The following is a 17959-nucleotide window of genomic DNA, read 5'->3' as shown; positions in this document are numbered from 1 at the left end:
GCGCGGAGCGATGAGGTTCAGGCGAGCGCGCCTGGGCGGCGGTAGAGATCTTCGGGCGGGCGGGCGGCCTCGCGGAACGTGCGCCGCAGCAGCAGATAGCCGCCCACGGCGAACGCCACGCCCACCGCGTTCAGCCAGAAGGGCTGGAACTGCACGGCATCCTCCATTCCGCTCGTGAAGCCGGGAATCTCCACCGTGGTCATCCCGGCGAGCCAAGCCGTGCCGTTGGCGACCGCATGCGCGAACAGGCAGGGCAGCAGCGATCCCGTCTCGATCAGCAGCCAGGCCAGCAGCACGCCGGCGACGAAGGTGGCAATGAACTGCCAGGGGTTGGTGTGCATCACGGCAAAGAGCAGCGCGGAGAGCAGGATGGCGCGCCTCTTCGAATAGTTGGCGAGGAAGCCCCTCAGAATGAGGCCTCTGAAGAGCACTTCCTCGGTCACCGGTGCGACGACCACAAGCAGGAAGAAGCTGCTGAAGGGATAGTCCGCCGCATTCATGATGCTCTCGAACGCTTCGATCAGCGCCTGCGGAGGCGGAAAGACCGACCGCGTGAGATTGTCGATGTCCGAAAGCAGGATGACCGTACCCAGAATGAGCACGGCGGTGAGCGCGAGCACCCGAATGGAGACGGCCGAGAGCGGGTAGGGCTCGCGGAAGCCTGCGCCGCTGCGCCGTGTGGCCACGACGATCACGATGCCGAAGGCGAGCAGGTTCGCGACGCCGAGCGTGAGCGGGTGTTGGCTGTAGGTGCCGGAGGTCGGATCCAGCAGCAGAGCCAGCAGGCCGGTAACGGTCTGAAGCACCAGCACCAGCACCACCAGCCAAAGGGCTTTCCCGAAGGTGGGGAAGGAGTGCGTGGAGGGGCTCCTTCCGCGGGCCTCCCCTTGCGTGTTATCCGTAGGCAGCCCGGCCTCCGGATCGGCCGGATGCTCGGATGTGTCCTGGCTGTCGGTCACGGGCGACTACACCCAGCCCTTGCTGCGGAAGTCGCGCAGGGTCTCGGCCCACTGCTCCATGTGCTCGGGGAGGGAGAAGGAGAGGCGGTTGTAGCCCAGCATGGGCGGGAACCTGCGGCCGACCAGGAGCCCGGCGTCGCTCATGCGGTTGATGTAGGTGTCCAGATCGCCGCTGATGCGGTGCATCAGGAAATTGCAGTGGGTCGGCAGGTACTCGAGGCCGAGTTCATCCAGGCAGGCTTCGGTGACCTCGCGGGCCTCCCGGTTCACCTCGCGGCTCTTCGCCATCAGCTCCTCGTCGCCGAAGCACGCGATGCCGGCCGCCAGCGCGAGCTGGTTGGCGCTGCTGTGTATGGCGAAGTCCTGCAGGCGCCGGACCGCGAGCGGGTGCGCGATGCCGAAGCCCAGGCGCAGCCCCGCCATTCCGTAGATCTTCGAGAAGGTGCGCACCACGATCACGTTGGGGCGGTCGTGCACCCACTTGAGCGCGGACCAGTACGCGGGGTCCTCCACGTACTCGTAGTAGGCTTCGTCCATGAGGAAGAGCACGTGCTCGGGCGCGTCCGCGATCCAGTTGTCGAGTTCGGCGCTGGGCGTGATGGTGCCCGTCGGGTTGTTGGGGTTGCAGATGTAGACCATCGCCGGGCGGCCGTCTTTCTCGGATTCCTCGCGCATACGGTCCAGGTCGTGCTCGTACCTGGAGTTGAGGGGGACGGTCGCGACGTCGTACGGATAGGTGTCGCGATAGTCGTTCACGTCCTCGAAGGTGGGCTCGGCGAGCACCAGCTTGCGAAGCGGCGACGCATACGCCTGCACGATCATCTGCAGGATCTCGGTGGATCCCGCCCCGAGCACCAGTTGATCGGAGTTGATGCCGTAGTAGGAGCACATCCTGTCGCTGAGCTGCCCGATCAGATCGCCCGGATACCGGTTCGCGAGGTCGAGGTTGTCGATGACCGCCTGGCGGGCCGCAGGCGAGAGCCCCAGCGGGTTTTCGTTGGAGTTCATGCGGATGGCGCCGGCCCGGAGCCGGGGCGACCATGTGGCGTTTGCGAAGCGGGGGAAGCCCAGGCCTCCCATGCCGAGGGCGCCCAGTGTGGCGCCGGATCGAACGAAGAGTCTGCGGTCCATCGGGTTCCTCACACGGAGAGATGGGACAAGGCGAAAACCCGGCTGATGATAGACGCGCGCGGAGTGCGGGGCAACGCGCCCCTTGCACGTCATCGCAAGCACAGTGAACGTTTTCCGGCGCTGTGGCCGCTGGCCGGTCGCCAGCGCCGCATGGCGAAGCACAGGCCACCGCCGGAAGGTTGCCGCGGGGGCCACCGGGACCACGGAAATCACCTGCCGGAGACATGAGACTACAGGCACCCCCGCGCTTCGTGCCGGTTCGCGAAACCGTCGAGGACAGTGGCCTCGAGCCCGGTGCATTCCTGAGATGGGGCCGGGGCCGCGCGCGTGGCTTCTGGGCGAGAGGCCGGGGATGGCTGGCTCACGTGGGGGAACTCGACTCGCTCGTGGTTCATTCCGGATCGGGGCCGCGGAATCGCTTCCTTGAGATCCAGGACCGTGCTGCACGTCGCGCGGGGCGCGGGAACGGGAACGGGTGGCGAGGAGCGGGGCCGGAGCCCGTGCTGCGCTTCTACGGAGGCTTCTCGTTCCGGGACGATCACGTGCCGCGGGATTTCTGGGCCGCGTACCCGCGCGCGCGTTTCGTTCTTCCGGACCTGGAGCTCGAACATGACGGCGAGGCCGTGCGGCTCAGCGCCCAGGAGCTGGTGGCCCCCGGGGAAGACGTGGCGACGGTGCGCGGCCAGCTGCGGGCGCGGCTCGACTATACGCTCAAGGGTGTGGCCCGGGCTGCACGAAAAGGGGATCATCGGGCGCTGCATCCCGCCGCCCGACTGCGGTCCGGGCGCCGGAGCTGGCAGCGGGCGGTCGAGGAGATCCTGGCGGCCATCAAGGACGGCCGGATGGAGAAGGCTGTGCTGGCGCGGATTCTCGACGTGTCCACGACGGGCGCCATCGATCCGGTGGACGTGCTCGCGTACCTGCGCGGCGAAAACGCCGACGCCCATGTGTTTTTCTTCGAGCCCGAGGCCGGGTCGCCGATCGTGGGTGCCACCCCCGAGGCGCTCGCCCTGGTGCGGGGCGACCGTTTCCGCGCGACCGCCGTGGCCGGTTCGGTGTCCCGCGGCGAGACCGACGAGGAGCAGCGCGCCCTGGCCCGTCAGCTCCTGAACAGCGCGAAGGACCGGGTCGAGCACGCGTTCACCGTGAGGGACATGGTCGCGCGCCTGGAGCCGCTGTGTCGCAAGGTGGAAGCCGAGGATGAACCGCACGTCCTCACGCTCGCCCGCATCCAGCACCTGGAGACGCGCATCGGGGCGGTTCTGCGGCCCGGCGCCTCGGTGCTGGATCTGTTGGCGGCGCTCCACCCGACGCCCGCCGTGTGCGGTCTGCCCCGGGATGCGGCGCTCGACCTGCTCTCCAGGAACGAACCCTTCGAGCGCGGATGGTACGCGGGCCCGGTGGGGTGGTTCGACACCCGCGGCGACGGGGTCTTCGTGCCGGCGCTGCGCACTGCTGTGGCGCGCTCGACCACCTGGCGGCTCTTCGCCGGCGCCGGGATCGTGCCCGGTTCGGATCCCGACGGGGAGTGGGACGAGACCGGGATCAAGTTCGAGCCGGTGCTGCGCGCGCTGGACGCGGCCGGGGCCCGCGGGATCCGCTGAGCGGCGGCGGAAGTTGACCGGTCCGAACCGGAACCTGATGTGGGCCGGCGTCCTGCTGGACGAACTGGCGCGCGCCGGCGTGCGCGAGGTGGTGCTGGCGCCCGGGTACCGCTCGGCCCCGCTGGTGATGGCCGCCGCCGCGGACGCGCGATTGCGCGTCTTCACCCACCTGGACGAGCGGTCGGCGGCGTTCTTCGCGCTCGGAGTGGGCAAGCGCGCCCGCCGGCCGGCGGCGGTGATCACCACCTCGGGGACCGCGGTCGCCAATCTCCTTCCGGCCGTGGTGGAGGCGTCGTACAGCGAGGCGCCCCTCCTGCTGCTGACCGCCGACCGCCCGCACCGGCTGCGGGGCGCGGACGCGAACCAGGCGATCGACCAGGCCGGGATCTTCGGCAGGCACGTCCGCGACTTCGTGGAGGCTGCTCCACCCGAAGCGGAGGAGGCGGCGCTCGTCCACCTGCGGGCGCTGGCGGCACGCGCGGTCGCCTCCTCCCTCGGTCGCCCCGCCGGCCCGGTGCATGTGAACCTGCCCTTCGCCAAGCCGCTCGCGCCCACCCGCGTCCCCGGCGACGTTCCGGACGGGTTCGCGGCCGCCCATCCGCTGGCCGCACGGGGCCGCCCGGAGGCGGCGCCCCTCACGCGCATCGCGGTGCGCCGCTCCGCACCGCCCGCCGGCCAACTGGCCGAGCTGGCCGCGCGAGTGCGGGAGGTCGATCGCGGCCTGATCGTGGCCGGCCCCTCGCCCGAGCCCGAGCGCGACGGGCCCGCCGCCAAGGCCCTCGCCGCCGCCACCGGCTATCCGCTTCTTACCGACGCCCTCTCCGGGGCCCGCTTCGGAGACGCCGGCGGGGCGCTGCGCATCGGCGGCTACGACCTCTTCCTGGAACGCACGCGCACCCGGGAGGCGCTGCGTCCCGAGCTGGTCCTGCGTCTCGGCGCAAGCCCCACCTCCGCGAATCTGCTGTCGCTCCTGAAGGAAGCGGGAGGCGAGCAGTGGGTGATCGACGCGGGGGATCGCTGGAAGGATCACGTCAATGTCGCCAGCGACTATCTGCGCGCCGATGTGGCGGCCTTCGCAGAAGCGCTGTGCGCGGCGATGGGCGCCGGGTCCGTGCACGCGGGTGGCGAGGCCGCCTCGAAGGCCGAGAGGCTGGAGCGCGCCGGCGCACCCAACGAGTCGAAGAAGCGGTGGTCCGCCGTCTGGCGCCGGGCGCAGGAGGCAGCCGCGCGCGGGGTCGCCGAGGCCTCGGAGGGCGAACTGTTCGAGGGCGCCGTGTGTGCGCAGGTGGTGCACGCCGCGCCTCCCGGCAGCACCGTCTTCGTGTCGTCGAGCATGCCGGTGCGCGACCTGGACGCCTTCGCCTTCCCCCGCCGGAAGCCTCTTCTGGTTTACGGCAACCGCGGAGCCAGCGGCATCGACGGCATCCTGTCGTCGGCGGCGGGCGTCGCGGCCGGGGGAGAGGGCCCTGTGCTGGCCATCGTCGGCGACGTGGCGTTCATCCACGACATGAACGGGCTCCTGAGCGCGCGCGACCACGCCGAGGTCATCTTCGTTCTGGTCAACAACGACGGCGGCGGTATCTTCCATTTCCTGCCCATCCGGGACTTCGAACCGGCGTTCACCCGGCACTTCGCGACGCCGCACGGGCTGGACTTCGCTCACGCGGCCGCCCTCTACGGGTTGCCGCACGAGCGGGTGCGGACGCGGGCCGAGCTCGGATCTTCGCTGGAGCAGGCGATCGCGCGGGGAGGGAGCAGGATCATCGAGGTGGACACGGACCGCGAGCGGAACCGGCTCTGCCGCCGGGCAGTGTATGAAGCCGTCGATCTGCCCTGAGCGCCGCTGCCGGGGTGTCCGGGCACGACATTCCGCGGGATGGCCGGAAGAGGCGCCCGAGCCTGGGGCCAACGTGAATGCCGGGGGGTCGCGCATGAAGCAGAGACCGGGAGATCGTGAATGAAAGAGCCGGATTGGAAACAGGTCCGCGAATACGGGGACATCACCTATCACAAGAGCGGCGGCGTGGCGCGCATCGCCTTCAACCGTCCCGAAGTGCGCAACGCCTTCCGCCCGGAGACGCTGTTCGAGCTGCAGGAGGCCTTTCGGGACGCCGGGGAGGACATGGGCATCGGCGTCGTGCTGTTCACGGGCAACGGTCCCGCGAAGGATGGGAAGTACGCGTTCTCGTCGGGGGGAGACCAGCGCGTTCGCGGCGACGCCGGGTACGTGGGGGGCGACGGGGTTCCGAGGCTGAACGTGCTCGAGCTGCAGCGCTACATGCGCACGATGCCCAAGCCGGTCATCGCCCTGGTGGCCGGATACGCCATAGGCGGCGGCCACGTGCTGCACGTGGTCTCGGATCTGACGATCGCCGCCGACAACGCGGTCTTCGGCCAGACCGGGCCCATCGTGGGCAGCTTCGACGGGGGGTACGGCTCGTCGTATCTGGCGCGCATCGTGGGGCAGAAGAAGGCGCGCGAGATCTGGTACCTGTGCCGGCAGTACAACGCCGCCGAGGCGCTGGAGATGGGGCTGGTCAACAAGGTCGTGCCCGTCGAGGAGCTGGAGATGGAAGGCTGGCGCTGGGCGCAGGAGATCCTGGACAAGAGCCCGCTGGCGATCCGCTGCCTGAAGGCCGCCTTCAACGCCGACGTGGACGGCCAGACCGGGCTCCAGGAGTTGGCCGGCAACGCGACCCTGCTCTTCTACATGACGGAGCAGGGGCAGGAGGGCAGGAACGCCTATCTGCAGAAGCGCAGGCCGGACTTCCGCAAGTATCCGTGGCTGCCGTAGCAACTGAGGCATGACCGGCGGGAGCATCTCCCGGACGCAGGCCTGGATGATGGCCTGCCGGCCCCGCACCCTCACCGCCACCATCGCGCCGGTCGCCGCCGGCACGGGGCTGGCGCACATGCACGGCGGCTTCGCCCTCCTGCCCGCGCTGGCTGCGCTGGCCGCGGCCGTGCTGATCCAGGTCGGCACCAACCTGGCCAACGACTATTACGACTACCAGAAGGGGGGAGACAGCGAGGGGCGGCTGGGTCCCGTGCGCGTCACCCAGGCCGGGCTGATCGAAGGGAGGGACGTGCTGCGGGGGGCTTGGCTGGCGTTCGCGCTCGCCATGGGCGCGGGGGTCTTCCTGGCGCTGGTGGCGGGGTGGCCGGTGGTGGCCATCGGGGTGGCCAGCATCGCCGCGGGAGTCGCGTACACCGCGGGCCCCTGGCCGCTGGCGTATCACGGGCTGGGCGACCTGTTCGTCTTCGTCTTCTTCGGCCTGGTGGCGGTCGCGGGGACCTGCTACGTGCAGGTGCTGGAGTTCCGCCCCGACTCGCTGACCGCCGGCGTTGCCCTGGGAGCCTCCAGCACGGCGATTCTGGTGGTGAACAACCTGCGCGACATCGAGACCGACGCGCGCGCGGGAAAGCGCACCCTGGCGGTGCGCATCGGGGGCCGGTGGACGAAGGTCCAGTACGTCCTGCTGGTCGTGCTGACCGCAGTCATTCCCCTGGCGGGGATGGCGCTGCACGGCTGGAGTACCTGGGTTCTGCTCTCCCTGTGCGCGCTTCCGGCGGTGGCGGGGCCGCTGAGGCTGGTGCTTGCCCACCGTGAGCCCGCCGTCCTGAACCGCGCGCTGGCCGGGACCGCGCGATTCGTGGGGCTCTTCGGGGTCCTGCTTGGGCTCGGGTTCGCGCTCGGGTGAAGGGCCAAAGGGCTATGACGCGCGCGTGATCGAGCGCCCGGTGCAGGACGTGGTCGCCGCGGGAGCACGGGCGCATCCGGGCCGGATCGCGCTCGACGATGGCGGTGCAGGGCTGAGCTACCGCGACCTGGACGCGGCTGCCGACCGCCTGGCACGGCGCCTGGTGACGCTCGGCGTGAAGCCGGGGGATGCGGTCGCAATGCTGGCGTCGCCCGGCCCTTGGGCGGTGGCGGCGATGTACGCGGCGCCGCGGGCGGGGGCGGCGCTCGCCCCGCTCAGTCCGGCGCTGGCACGCCGGGAGATGACGGATGCCTTCGCGCTCGCGCGGCCGGCGGTCGTCTTGTGCGACCCCCCTCACCTGGCGCTGGCGCGCGATTTGGTTGGGGCGGTGGGCGGGGGGGAGTCGCGGGTGTTCCCGCTTCCGAGCCGCGAGGCCCCGCCCGGGGAACGGCAGCCCGGCGCCGGCCATCCCACCCCCGACGACATCCGCCGGGTGGTCCCCTGCGCCGAGTCCCTCCCCGGGCTGACCCCGGATGACGTGGTCGCCGTCCTGCGCACCTCGGGGACCGGGGGACGGTCGCGGTCGGTCGCGCTCACCCGGCGCAACTTCCTCGCCAGCGCGCGCGCCGTGCGCGCCCGCCTGGCGCTGGGGCCTCACGATGCCTGGCACGCCTCCCTGTCGCTCGCCCACATCGGCGGGATGGCGCTGGTCGACCGGGCGCTGGCGGCCGGCAGCCGGGTGGTGACGCGCGGCGAATGGCGGCTGGAGGCGCTGGTCGAGCTGCTCGAGGCGGGCGCCATCAGCCATGTCTCCCTGGTGCCCACCATGCTCGGCCACCTGCTGGACGCCGGCCTCCCCCACCCCCACCCCGCCTCCCTGCGATGCGTGCTGGTGGGCGGCGCGGGCGCCCCGCCGGCCCTGCTGGAGCGCGCGCTCGCGGCCGGAGTGCCGGTGGCGCTCACCTACGGCATGACGGAAACCTGCTCGCAGGTGGCGACCGCCCCGCCAGCCCTGGTGCGCGCCAAACCCGGCTCCGCCGGCGCTCCCCTCGACGCCGTCGAGGTCCGCATCGCGGCCGACGGCGAGATCGAGGTGCGCGGCGACATGGTGGCGCGCGCGTACCACCGGGGTGGTCCAATCGCCGGTCCGCACGGCTGGCATCGCACCGGCGACCTGGGCCGCCTGGACCACGACGGCCACCTGTGGGTCACCGGGCGCAAGGCCCGCCGCATCGTGAGCGGAGGAGTCAATGTCCACCCCGCCGAAGTCGAACGGGTGCTCGCCGCGCACCCCGCGGTGGCGGAGGCGGCGGTTGTGGGGCTGCCCGACCCCGAGTGGGGAGAACGGGTGGCGGCCGCGATCGTCCCCGCCGTTGCCCGCGAGCTGCACGTCCAGGCGATCCACCGGCACTGCCGGGAACTGCTCGGCCCCGCCGCCCGCCCGCGCGCCCTCGTGGTGCTCGCCCGACTTCCACGCAACCCGAACGGCAAGATCGACCGCGTCCGCCTCGCCGCCCGCCTTTCCGGCACGACGCCCCCTTGACCATGGTAGAACGCTGCTCGACCCTGTAGCTTTGGCCGTCCTGACAGCCCGCGCGCACCGGCCCGTCCGCCATCGTTCACCCGCAGCCCCGGCGCCGTCCCGCCATCCCCGACCCATGAACCTGCTCGACGAATACACGTGGCGCGGCCTGCTCTACGACGCCACCGACGGCGCCGCGCAGGCGTTCGCTTCCAGGCCGCGGGTCGCCTACATCGGCTTCGACCCGACCGCCTCCAGCCTGCACGTCGGCAGCCTGCTGCCCATCATGGGGCTGGTGCACCTGCAGCGCGCGGGACACACCCCGGTTGCGCTGGTGGGCGGAGGGACCGGCCTTATCGGCGACCCGTCCGAGAAGGCCGCGGAGCGCGCGCTGCTGTCGAAGGAAGAGGCGGAAGCCAACGCCGCCGGCATCCACTCCCAGCTCGCGCACTTCCTCGATTTCGAGGTGAGGGGCAATCCCGCGCGCATGGCCAACAATCTGGACTGGCTGGGCCGGGTGGGGATGGTCGACTTCCTGCGGGACGTGGGCAAGCACTTCTCCATCAACGCCCTCCTCGGCAAGGACTCGATCCGCAGGCGCGTACAGGATCCGGAAGCGAGCATATCGTTCACCGAATTCAGCTACGTGCTGCTGCAGGCCTACGACTTCCTCGAACTGCACGACCGCATGGGGTGCACCGTTCAGATGGGCGGCAGCGATCAGTGGGGAAACATCACCGCTGGCATCGAACTGATCCGGCGCGTGCGCGGCGCCCGCGCGTACGGGGTCACCTTCCCGCTCCTGACCACCTCCTCGGGCACCAAGTTCGGCAAGACCGAGAGCGGGACCGTGTGGCTGGACCCCGCGCGCACCACGCCCTACCGGTTCTACCAGTTCTGGATGAACACCCCGGATGCGGACGCGGGGGCCTATCTGCGCCTCTTCACCCTGTTCCCGCGGGAGGAGGTCGAGGAACTGGAGGCGTCCATCGCGGCTGAACCGCATCGGCGTCTCGCGCAGAAGGCGCTGGCCGCCGATGTCACCCGCCGTCTCCACGGGGAGGACGGACTGGGCCGCGCGCGCAAGGCGAGCGAGGTGTTGTTCGGGGGCGAAGTCGAAGGGCTGGACGCCGCGGAGATCGCGGACATCTTCGCGGACGTGCCCTCCAGCCGGATCTCGGCCGGAGACGTTGCGAGCACCGGCCTCCCGCTCGTGGATCTGCTACACCGTTCCGGCCTGGCGATCTCGAAGAGCGACGCGCGGCGCGCCATCGCAGGCGGGGGCGTCTACCTCAACAACCGGAGGGTCGCGGAAGCCTCCGCACGGGTGGCGCCGGACGACACGTTGCACGGGGAGTTCGTGGTGCTGCGGCGCGGTAAGAAGCGGTATCACCTGGTCCGTGTCATCGGCCCGTAAGTACGGTGACCGCCGTGCCTGGCTGACGCCGGCCGGGACGCTCGACCCTAGACGATCTCCACGTCATAGCAGATCCGCCAGTTGCTCATCGCCTCCGGGTCGGGCGGCCCCTCGTCGCCCGGCCGATGACGGCCCACCCAGGATTCCACGGGGCCCGAGAATTCGCGTGAGTAGCGTTCCAGCTCGTCGTCGGCCGAGAACCTGTCCGTCTCGACGCCGCGGAGCTCGATACACAGCGAGTCGCCCGCCTCGCCGTCATACATGACCTTGTTCAGATGGTCGAGCTTGTTCCAGCGGCGATGGTCCGAAATGGAATAGTGGCCCTCTTCGGGGAACCGACGGTCCTGCGTGCTGTCTCCACTGGTGACTTTGGTCCAGAAGACGAACTCGCCCTTGTTCTTATACCAGGGTTCGAGCTTGTCGAGTACCTGCAGCCAGCGAAGCGTGACCCTGATGTTCATTCGGTTTCCCCTGTTGATCCTGAGGTGATGTTCGGGACGGGCGCGGATGCGACAGACGAGACAGTAACTCCGGGTTCGGCGCCAATTCAACCCTTGACCCCTTCGCGGGGGTTCTGCATCGTGGGCTCTCCCTTCCGACTTCTCCCCAACAGCATCGGTCTCGTACGCATGGACTCCAATGGCAATCCCAAAGTCGGCGTGATCATGGGCTCGAAGAGCGACTGGCCTGTGATGACGCATGCCGCCGCCACCCTCGAGTCGCTCGGCGTTCCCCACGAAGTGCGGGTGATGTCCGCCCACCGCACCCCGGAAGTGGTGCTCGACTACTCGCGCACGGCCGAGGAGCGCGGGCTGGGCGTGATCATCGCCGCCGCCGGCGGAGCCGCGCACCTGGCTGGCGTGGTGGCGTCGAGCACCGCGCTGCCGGTGCTGGGCGTGCCAATGAGTTCGGCGCTTGACGGCCTCGATTCGCTCCTCTCCACGGTCCAGATGCCGGGGGGCGTGCCAGTGGCGACGCTGGCCATCGGCAAGGCCGGGGCGGTGAACGCCGCGATCCTGGCCACGCAGATCCTCGGGGTCGCGGACGCCGGGTTCCGGGAAGCGGTCAGGGCGGACCGTCAGGCCCGTCGCGAGGTGGTCTTGGCCACCTCCGACCCGCGTGCCTGAGGGCGCGCCGCTCCGTCTTCCCGTTTCGTCCGGAGGGGCCGCATGCTGAACGAGATCAGGCAGAAGATCGAAGACGAGATCGAGGCGCTTTCCCGGGAACTGCAGTTCGAGCTTCCGGTGCGCATTCGCAAGGCCGTCGAGCTCGGAGATCTGCGCGAGAACTCGGAGTACAAGTCGGCGCTGGAGCGGCAGCAGTTCGTGAACGCGCGCATCGGCCATCTGACGCAGCGGGTGGCCGAGTTGTCGCAGATCGACGTGGAGGGCATGCCCGCCGACAGGGTTGGCTTCGGTTCGCGGGTTACGGTACGTGATTGTGTACGGAAAACCGAGGTAACGTACACGATCGCGGCCGGCGACTACATCGACATCGAGGCAGGCCATGTATCGATGGCCTCCGCGATCGGCCGCGGCCTGATGGGCGCGCGCCCGGGAGAGGAGGTCGAGGTGAAGCTGCCCAGGGGGGCGCGCCGATATGAGATCGTCGCGCTCGAGACCCTGCCACAACGAATGGGGATGGCGTAATGACGATAGCGGCGACCGGTGGACCGGGGGGCCGAAAAGGCGTGGCCGGTTGCGTCCGTCCTGCCGTCCGGATCCCCTCCGTCGCGCTTCTCGTGCTTGCGATCGGCGGGTGTGCCGAGGGCCCCGCAGCGGAAGCGGGCCTCCCGCCCCTCCACTACGTCGCCTCCGCGGAGCAGGTGGGACCGGTGGCCTACCGCGACCCGCTCGGCGTGGTGTCGCCCGATGGCCGCTGGCTGGCCTACACCGAGCGCGACCGCCTGCATGTGGTGCCGGCCCGGGGTGGCGCGGAACGCGTCATGGGATCGGGCGGCGCGTCGATGCGCTTCCTCGCCTGGCTGCCCGACAGCCGCCAGGTCGCCGTGCGGGAGCGCGTCTTCGACCGCAGCCGGCAGGAGTGGTGGCTGTACGACCGGACGGATGGCGCCCGGGAGCCGCTGTGGCCGGGCCGTGACCAGGCGCCTGACCTGCTCGCGCTGGACATGCTCGCCTGGTCGCCGGACGGCACCACCGTGGCCGGCGTTTCGTCGGCCGGAGGCGAGGCCGCAGTGTGGCTCCTGGACGCGGACGGCGGCAGCGCTCGGGCGACCGCGACCGGAACCCGCCTTTCCTTCCCCGCGTGGTCACCGGACGGGCGGCTCGCCTGCCTGTCCTTCGAGGACGACCATCAGCGGCTGCACCTGCCCTGCGACTCACCCGAGCCGCTCTTCACCGACCAGGAGGCGTACGGGCCGCTCGCTTTCTCACCGGACGGCGGCCAGGTCTACTACGCGGCACCGGGCGAAGGCGGTTTTCTGGATCTCTGGGCCAGACCGGCCGCGGGCGGGGCGCCCACCCGCCTCACCGGTTTCGTCCGCGACGCCTATGCCCCCTCGGTTGGGGCCGATGGGCGCATCCTGTTCAAGTCGCAGGACTACCGCGTGTTCGTCGCGACCGCGCCGGCTGCAGGGGGGCCGTCCGCCCCGCTGACCACTTTCCAGTCGGAAACGCCGACCTGGAGCTGGGACGGATCCGAAGTCGCCTTCACCTTCGGCAGTTGGCGCCACGTCACGGACGACTTCCACTACCCCGACATCGCACAGCACATCGGCATCGTCGGAGGCAACGCGAGCGAACCGCACGACGCCCCCGAGCGCGTGGTGCGCCAGTCCTACTCCGAGGACCAGGGCATGCACACCTCGCCCAACGGGCGCTGGATCGCCTTCCATACCCACGAGGAATCCGACGACATCTGGCTCATGGCCGCCGATGGAAGCGGCGAGGCACGCATGATCAGCGAAGACGGCCACGAGACGGGATGGGCGCGCTGGTCGGCGGATGGACGCTGGATCCTCTTCCCCAGCTATCGCGTGGACGATGCCGGCGCGCGCCGCGCGCACCTGTTCGTCATCGGCATCGACCAGGAGACCGGCGAAGTGACGCAGCCCCAGACCCGCATCGAACTGGAGGGCTTCGAGCAGGACGTGATCCAGGGAGAGTGGGCCGACGCGGGCGAGACGGTCATCTTCGAGGCGGCCGAGGCGGTTGGGCGCAAGAGCCTGTGGCGCGTTTCCCGGACGGGTGGAACGCCGGAGCGCTTCCACGACTATGGCTCGGACCAGCTCCACTCGGGAATCGGCGTCTCGGCCGACGGGCGCTGGGTGGCGTACGTCGACCGGGCCGGCGACGGGTTCTTCCAGATCTTCCGGGTTTCCGCCGGGGGCGGAGCCGCCGAGCAGCTCACCTTCGACCCCTGCCACAAGACCCAGCCCGCCTATTCGCCCGCGGGGGACCGCATCGCCTTTACCGTCTTCGACTACCGGGTTCTATTCTGGCAGATCGAAGCCGCGTTCTGACGGAACGCGCCACTGTCCGGAAGTGAGCCCGTGGCTTGACATCACCGTTGCCGAGTTAAAGAATCGACCGGCAGCACCTTCACCAGATTACCCACTACCCAAGGATCCGACACAGAATGTCTACGACCGAAGCACGCCTCCGCGCCCTCATCGACGAGCACCTGGATCTGGACCACGAACCGGACTTTGACCTGGCGTTCGGCGAAGCCGGGGTTTCTTCTCTGGACTGCGTCGCCTTCGTGAAGCTGGTGGCCAGCGAATTCGGCGTCGAGATTGCCCCCGAGGAGTGGATGGGCATCGGATCTCTGCGCGGTCTGGCCGCTCGCATCGACGCCAACTGATCGGGGCGCATCCCGTCTCATCGCGCACCCGCCCGGCCGGGCGGGTGCCGGTTTCGACATAGCGCATCGGGGGTGTAGCGGCCGCCAGCATGAACCGGGCAGCCAGATGGGAGATCCCCGAGCCGCGCTCCGTGTGCGAGGTTCGTCAGGACGACGGCAGCGTCACGATTCTGCGCAGGCATGGGAATCCGGCCGGCCCGCGTCTTCTGCTGGGCCACGGAAACGGGCTGGCCATGGATTTCTACTACCCGTTCTGGTCTCTCCTGACGGGTGAGTTCGATGTGCTGCTCTACGATCTGCGGAACCATGGCTGGAATGCCGTCGGGGCACGCCCGGAGCACAACATGCCCAACCTGGTCCGGGATCAGGAGTGCGTCATCGAAGCAGCGGCGCGCCGGTACGGGGAACGGCCCACGACCGGGGTCTTTCATTCGCTTTCCGCGCTGACGGCGCTCCTCTCATCCACGCTGGGGACGGGTGGGTGCGACAGGTTGTCCGCGTGGGTCCTGTTCGATCCACCCCTCTACCGGCCCGGTCCCAAGGACCCGGATTACGACGCGATCGCCGAGGCGGCGGCCGGGATGGCGAGCCGCCGCGCGGACCAGTTCCGGAAGAGGGAGGACTTCACGGAACTCCTCAGCTTTCTGCCGCTGCTCACCAGGGCGGTTCCCGGAGCCGCGGATCTGATGGCTCGAACGATCCTGCGGGAATCGTCAGGGGCAGGGGGCTACGAGCTTCGTTGTCCTCGCGACTACGAGGCGCAGATCATCGCCTACGTGAGGACCTTCGCGTTCCTCGTGGACTTCGGGAATCTTCCGTGTCCGACGAAGGTGATCGGCTCCGATCCGACGTTGCCCTACGCGTATCTGCCCACCTTCGACCTCAGCCACATCGGGACGGTGGACTACGACTTCATTCCGGAGACGACGCACTTCCTCCAGGTGGAGAATCCGGCGGATTGCGTCGCGATGATGCGGGGCTTCCTGGAGGAGAGCGGGCTGCTCGAGTAGGCTACACGCCCCAGGCGGCAATGACCATCGCCTGGCCGATGAGCGCCACCCCGTTGTAGCCGATGTTCAGCCACGCGAGCCCGGCTTTCCGGCCCTCGAACGTGACTCCCTGGTGCGCGACCGGGAGTACGAATGCGACCAGCGCCATGAGCCCCACATGAACGCCGACCATCGCGGATGCGCCGCCACCCAGCGAGGAGACGTCTCCGGGAGCGATATCGGCGATCAGTTGGGCCAGAATGAAGGCGGTGACCAGCGAAAGCAGGAAGCTGATGCCGTAGGTCTTCAGGGGATTGAAGCCCTCCCGGATCTCCTCGGGCGTCGTCTCCATCAGCGCCAGCCAGCGCTTCCCGAAGAGCGGGCCGTACCAGAGCATGCCGACGATCATCGGGACGATCCCGGCGACCAGGACTGCGAGCAGGTTGACATCGTGCATGGGGTGGTTCTCCCGTGAGCTGAGGTTGGCGGTGTTTCTGCGATCCGGTCCCGGGCGAGATTCGGCGCAGCACTCCTGCGACGACCCGTCAGCCGGAGTCGCGCGGGGCCTCCACGCGAACCGTGATGATGTCCGTGTCGTGGTATTGCTGATGGCGAACCGAAGACGCCAGATGGCGGAGCAGGCGCAGCGACACCTCGCTCTCCATGGAGGCTTCGTCGGCGGATTCTCCGAGCAGGGCGATCCGGTCCTGCAGGTTTCCGGTCCCGGGGCCGACAACGAACTCGAGCACGGCGCCGCCCTGCTCCCTGCTGGCCGACAGCCGGAGGCGCCGGCGGCCCCTGGCCCCCTCTCGTCCCGAATCCTCCTCGCGCGCGAGTGTGAGCAGAGCCTCCTCGGCGGCGGCCCCCAGCCGGCCGGCCATCTCTTCGTCCCACCCGCTGCGGGACGCGAAATCGCCCAGGAACCGGCGGATCGCCGGGAGTTCCGCGCTGCCGGGTCCCGTTTCGATGCGGCTCGGGCGGGGCTCCGTCAGGCGGAGGAAAAGGGTCATGAGGATGGCGCTGAATCCGCCCGCGTTCATGCCGTTCTCCAGCAGGCCGCCCGCGAACCGGGACGCCTGCTCGGGGAAGATCAGCCCGTACTGAAAGCCCGTTCCGGCCAGGAAGGCGATGCCGACGACGAGGCCTTCGCGGTATCCCAGCCCACCCTGCAGCACGATCTTCATGCCGATCGCGAACAGCATGGCGAGCAGGATGACGAGGTAGCCGGCGAAGACCGGGTCGGGGATGGCGAGCACGGCGGCGAAGGGCTTGGGCAGGAACGCGAAGGCGACGAAAGCCGCGCCGGCCACGACCCCGACCGCGCGCGTGGCCACACCGGTGAGCTGGGTCAGGGGGACGCTCGTGGTAGTGGCGCTTCCCGGGACGGTCCCGGCAAGCCCGGCCAGCAGGTTGCCCACGCCGTCCACCGCCATGGCGCCCTGGACGGCGCGGAAGTCGACCGCGCGGCTCCTGCGCCGCCACGAGACGCGCTGGACGGCCACCGCGCTGCTCATCGTGCGGATGGCGGCGATCACGGCCACCAGCAGGAACGAGGGCAGGAGGGTCCAGAACGCGGCGCCGAAGCCGAGATCGAGACCGGGCGCCTGGATTCGCGGAAGATCGACCCAGGAAGCCGCATCGACTCGCTCCAGGTCGTAGAGGCCGTACCCGGCCGCGATCAGCGAGCCCAGGACCACGCCGATAACCGGGGCCCAGAGCCGCAGCGCTCCGCTCGCCTTGAGCGCGAGGCCTCCGATGACGAGCACGGTCACCAGGAAGCTGAGCGGCGCGCCGGGGGGAGGGCCTGCGCCGGACAAGCCGGACAGGAGGGTCGAGATGAACGGCATGACCGTGACCGGGATGAGCATGATCACGGTGCCCGAAACCGCGGGTGTCAGGACGCGCTGAAAGAGGGAAAGCCGCCAGGAAAGCAGGAGCGGGACCAGAGCGGAGATCGCGACCAGCGTGGCGAGCAGGGCAGGCCCCCCCTGGTCGAGTGCCATGATGGACGCCGGGATGAACGCCCCCGAGGTGCCCATGACCATCACGTGCCCCATTCCGATGCGCCCCCCGCGCCGTGCCTGCAGGATGGTCGCCACGCCGCAGATGGTGACCGACGCGAGCACGGCCCACGAGAGGTAGGCGTCGGTAACGCCGGCGGCCCGCATCACCACCATGGGGATCAGCATCACGGCGGCGATGTTGAGCACCGCGAGCTGCAGGCCGACCCCGAGCGAGAGCCGGAGCGGGGGCTTCTCGTCGGGCTGGTAGCGAAGCGCGGGTTCGCCGCCAGAACCGTGATCGCTCACCTGGCCGGACCGACCCAGTGGCGCCTGCGCTGGAACGGATAGCCCGGGAGAGAGATCCGGCGGCGCGCCTCCCCGGCGAACAGGCCGGCAAACGAAATGGGCAGTCCCGCCTCGTAGGCGCCTACCACCGACTCCGCGAAGGTGCGGTCGGGGCGGTCGGCCGCGTCCGACCATTCGCGCAGCAGGGTGGGCCCCGGTCCCGGGCGTGGACCGATCTCCAGGACGAGTTCGGCGTCCAGTCCCGCGAGTGCTCCGGCCAGGGCTCGGTAGGCGGGTGCGCTCGCCTGCCGGCGCCAGTATGCGCCGTCGAGCACCTCGTCCGCCGCCGGGGTGGTGCCGGTCGCCTGGCTGACCATCACGACCTCGGGGCGGGAGAACGACATCCCGGCGCATGCCGCTTCCAGTTCGGCCAGCGGATCGCGGTCCCGAGCGGCGGGATCGTCGACCGGCGCGGCGGCCGCCATCCGCACCTTCGGCCGCGCCATTGCGGCGCCGCGGGCCGCGG

General features: G+C 70.0%; 17 protein-coding genes. 11 read left to right on the top strand and 6 right to left on the bottom strand.

Annotation, left to right across the window (positions count from 1 at the left end; all coding sequences use genetic code 11):
* Positions 1–17 precede the first annotated feature (17 nt).
* Both OXU32_06835 and OXU32_06830 read right to left on the bottom strand, forming a co-directional pair.
* Positions 18–959, bottom strand: coding sequence for a type II CAAX endopeptidase family protein (locus OXU32_06835; protein MDE0073681.1), 942 nt, complete (start codon positions 957–959; stop codon positions 18–20).
* A 6-nt stretch (positions 960–965) separates the two neighbouring features.
* Positions 966–2090 carry an aminotransferase class I/II-fold pyridoxal phosphate-dependent enzyme gene (locus tag OXU32_06830; protein ID MDE0073680.1) on the bottom strand — a complete coding sequence of 375 codons (1125 nt, stop codon included), beginning with the start codon at positions 2088–2090 and terminating at the stop codon, positions 966–968.
* 224 nt (positions 2091–2314) lie between these two features.
* On the opposite strand from OXU32_06830, the gene OXU32_06825 reads away from it, so the two are divergent.
* The 6 genes from OXU32_06825 to tyrS all read left to right on the top strand — a co-directional run bounded on the left by OXU32_06825 (position 2315) and on the right by tyrS (position 10334).
* A complete protein-coding gene (locus OXU32_06825; protein MDE0073679.1) occupies positions 2315–3694 on the top strand; it encodes an isochorismate synthase in 1380 nt (459 codons plus the stop codon).
* 13 nt (positions 3695–3707) lie between these two features.
* A complete protein-coding gene (gene menD, locus OXU32_06820; GenBank protein ID MDE0073678.1) occupies positions 3708–5531 on the top strand; it encodes a 2-succinyl-5-enolpyruvyl-6-hydroxy-3-cyclohexene-1-carboxylic-acid synthase in 1824 nt (607 codons plus the stop codon).
* Positions 5532–5651: 120 nt separating this feature from the next.
* On the top strand, positions 5652–6488 hold the full coding sequence (gene menB, locus OXU32_06815; GenBank protein MDE0073677.1) for a 1,4-dihydroxy-2-naphthoyl-CoA synthase: 837 nt from the start codon (positions 5652–5654) through the stop codon (positions 6486–6488).
* Positions 6489–6498: 10 nt separating this feature from the next.
* Positions 6499–7395 carry a 1,4-dihydroxy-2-naphthoate polyprenyltransferase gene (locus tag OXU32_06810; GenBank protein ID MDE0073676.1) on the top strand — a complete coding sequence of 299 codons (897 nt, stop codon included), beginning with the start codon at positions 6499–6501 and terminating at the stop codon, positions 7393–7395.
* Positions 7396–7420: 25 nt separating this feature from the next.
* Positions 7421–8938, top strand: coding sequence for a class I adenylate-forming enzyme family protein (locus tag OXU32_06805; protein MDE0073675.1), 1518 nt, complete (start codon positions 7421–7423; stop codon positions 8936–8938).
* Between the two features lie 115 nt (positions 8939–9053).
* Positions 9054–10334, top strand: a complete 1281-nt coding sequence (tyrS, locus tag OXU32_06800; protein MDE0073674.1) for a tyrosine--tRNA ligase — start codon at positions 9054–9056, stop codon at positions 10332–10334.
* A gap of 47 nt (positions 10335–10381) precedes the next feature.
* On the opposite strand, the gene OXU32_06795 is transcribed toward tyrS, so the two are convergent.
* Positions 10382–10795, bottom strand: a complete 414-nt coding sequence (locus OXU32_06795; protein MDE0073673.1) for a hypothetical protein — start codon at positions 10793–10795, stop codon at positions 10382–10384.
* Between the two features lie 168 nt (positions 10796–10963).
* Between OXU32_06795 and purE the strand changes: the two genes are divergently transcribed.
* From purE to OXU32_06770, 5 genes are all read left to right on the top strand, one after another.
* Positions 10964–11461 carry a 5-(carboxyamino)imidazole ribonucleotide mutase gene (gene purE / locus OXU32_06790; GenBank protein MDE0073672.1) on the top strand — a complete coding sequence of 166 codons (498 nt, stop codon included), beginning with the start codon at positions 10964–10966 and terminating at the stop codon, positions 11459–11461.
* Positions 11462–11503: 42 nt separating this feature from the next.
* Complete coding sequence (locus tag OXU32_06785) at positions 11504–11983, top strand: GreA/GreB family elongation factor (GenBank protein MDE0073671.1); 480 nt, start codon at positions 11504–11506, stop codon at positions 11981–11983.
* Entirely contained in the window at positions 11983–13815 is a 1833-nt protein-coding gene (locus OXU32_06780; protein ID MDE0073670.1) for a hypothetical protein, read from the top strand. Before OXU32_06785 ends, OXU32_06780 begins: the two co-directional genes overlap by 1 nt.
* A gap of 116 nt (positions 13816–13931) precedes the next feature.
* The gene (locus tag OXU32_06775; protein ID MDE0073669.1) at positions 13932–14156 is read left to right on the top strand and encodes an acyl carrier protein; all 225 of its coding nucleotides are present in this window, start codon (positions 13932–13934) and stop codon (positions 14154–14156) included.
* An 89-nt stretch (positions 14157–14245) separates the two neighbouring features.
* On the top strand, positions 14246–15166 hold the full coding sequence (locus OXU32_06770; GenBank protein MDE0073668.1) for an alpha/beta hydrolase: 921 nt from the start codon (positions 14246–14248) through the stop codon (positions 15164–15166).
* Position 15167: 1 nt separating this feature from the next.
* Here OXU32_06770 and OXU32_06765 read toward each other — a convergent pair whose 3' ends face one another.
* The 3 genes from OXU32_06765 to OXU32_06755 form a co-directional block, all read right to left on the bottom strand.
* Positions 15168–15602, bottom strand: a complete 435-nt coding sequence (locus OXU32_06765) for a DUF1761 domain-containing protein (GenBank protein ID MDE0073667.1) — start codon at positions 15600–15602, stop codon at positions 15168–15170.
* A gap of 88 nt (positions 15603–15690) precedes the next feature.
* Positions 15691–17454: a hypothetical protein gene (locus tag OXU32_06760; protein MDE0073666.1), complete on the bottom strand. Its 1764-nt coding sequence runs from the start codon at positions 17452–17454 to the stop codon at positions 15691–15693.
* A complete protein-coding gene (locus tag OXU32_06755) occupies positions 17451–17939 on the bottom strand; it encodes a hypothetical protein (protein ID MDE0073665.1) in 489 nt (162 codons plus the stop codon). The genes OXU32_06760 and OXU32_06755 overlap by 4 nt, the downstream gene beginning before the upstream one ends.
* Between the last annotated feature and the right edge of the window lie 20 nt (positions 17940–17959).

It is taken from the genome of Gammaproteobacteria bacterium (assembly GCA_028819075.1).
Classification (GTDB): Bacteria; Gemmatimonadota; Gemmatimonadetes; order Longimicrobiales; family Gaopeijiaceae; genus BD2-11.
Note: the sequence above shows the minus strand (reverse complement) of the source record. Positions and strands in the feature narration are given on the sequence as shown.

Excerpts from the sequence above, each read along its gene's own strand:
- OXU32_06755 (MDE0073665.1), bottom strand. The coding sequence starts at position 17,939 with ATGGCGCGGCCGAAGGTGCGGATGGCGGCCGCCGCGCCGGTCGACGAT.
- OXU32_06780 (MDE0073670.1), top strand. The coding sequence starts at position 11,983 with ATGACGATAGCGGCGACCGGTGGACCGGGGGGCCGAAAAGGCGTGGCC.
- OXU32_06795 (MDE0073673.1), bottom strand. The coding sequence starts at position 10,795 with ATGAACATCAGGGTCACGCTTCGCTGGCTGCAGGTACTCGACAAGCTC.
- OXU32_06825 (MDE0073679.1), top strand. The coding sequence starts at position 2,315 with ATGAGACTACAGGCACCCCCGCGCTTCGTGCCGGTTCGCGAAACCGTC.
- tyrS (MDE0073674.1), top strand. The coding sequence starts at position 9,054 with ATGAACCTGCTCGACGAATACACGTGGCGCGGCCTGCTCTACGACGCC.
- OXU32_06775 (MDE0073669.1), top strand. The coding sequence starts at position 13,932 with ATGTCTACGACCGAAGCACGCCTCCGCGCCCTCATCGACGAGCACCTG.
- purE (MDE0073672.1), top strand. The coding sequence starts at position 10,964 with ATGGACTCCAATGGCAATCCCAAAGTCGGCGTGATCATGGGCTCGAAG.
- OXU32_06785 (MDE0073671.1), top strand. The coding sequence starts at position 11,504 with ATGCTGAACGAGATCAGGCAGAAGATCGAAGACGAGATCGAGGCGCTT.
- OXU32_06765 (MDE0073667.1), bottom strand. The coding sequence starts at position 15,602 with ATGCACGATGTCAACCTGCTCGCAGTCCTGGTCGCCGGGATCGTCCCG.
- OXU32_06770 (MDE0073668.1), top strand. The coding sequence starts at position 14,246 with ATGAACCGGGCAGCCAGATGGGAGATCCCCGAGCCGCGCTCCGTGTGC.
- menB (MDE0073677.1), top strand. The coding sequence starts at position 5,652 with ATGAAAGAGCCGGATTGGAAACAGGTCCGCGAATACGGGGACATCACC.
- OXU32_06830 (MDE0073680.1), bottom strand. The coding sequence starts at position 2,090 with ATGGACCGCAGACTCTTCGTTCGATCCGGCGCCACACTGGGCGCCCTC.
- OXU32_06810 (MDE0073676.1), top strand. The coding sequence starts at position 6,499 with ATGACCGGCGGGAGCATCTCCCGGACGCAGGCCTGGATGATGGCCTGC.